The organism is Micromonospora sp. SYSU B005 (assembly GCF_055362685.1).
Genome location: NZ_JAXCFU010000072.1, coordinates 1 through 500, shown reverse-complemented (window position 1 = coordinate 500; position 500 = coordinate 1). Strand labels below are relative to the sequence as shown.

The window sequence follows — 500 nt, the reverse complement described above, 5'->3', positions numbered from 1 at the left end:
CTTGCGTATGTCATTTATACGTCGGGTTCGACTGGTGCGCCGAAGGGTGTGGCGGTGGAGCACGGGTCGTTGGTGAATCTGGTGTCGGTGTTCGGGCCGATGGTGGGCGCGGCTGTGGGTGTGGAGATGTTGCAGTTCGCGTCGTTCAGTTTCGATGCGTCGGTGTTCGATGTGGCGGTGGCGTTGTCGCACGGTGCGACTTTGGTGATCGCGGGGGTGGAGCAGCGGGAGCAGCCGAAGTTGCTGCGGTCGTTGACCGGGTTGCGGGTGGCGAGTGTGGTGCCGTCGTTGCTGGAGGTGTTGGAGCCGGCGGATCTGGCGTCGGTGCGGACGTTGGTGGTGGGTGCGGAGGCGATTGGTGAGGCGACGGCGCGGGCGTGGGCGCGGGGTCGTCGGTTGGTCAACACGTATGGGCCGACCGAGACGACGGTGATGGCGGCGGCGGGGTTGGTCGATGGTCGGTCTGGGCCGGTGCCGGCGGGTTCGCCGATTGCGAATAC

General features: G+C 66.4%; 1 protein-coding gene. It reads left to right on the top strand.

The window, feature by feature from the left end; all coding sequences use genetic code 11:
* Positions 1-54 precede the first annotated feature (54 nt).
* Positions 55-500, top strand: a 446-nt coding sequence (locus SM452_RS30425; protein WP_463841230.1) for an AMP-binding protein, incomplete at its 3' end; no start/stop codon positions are given.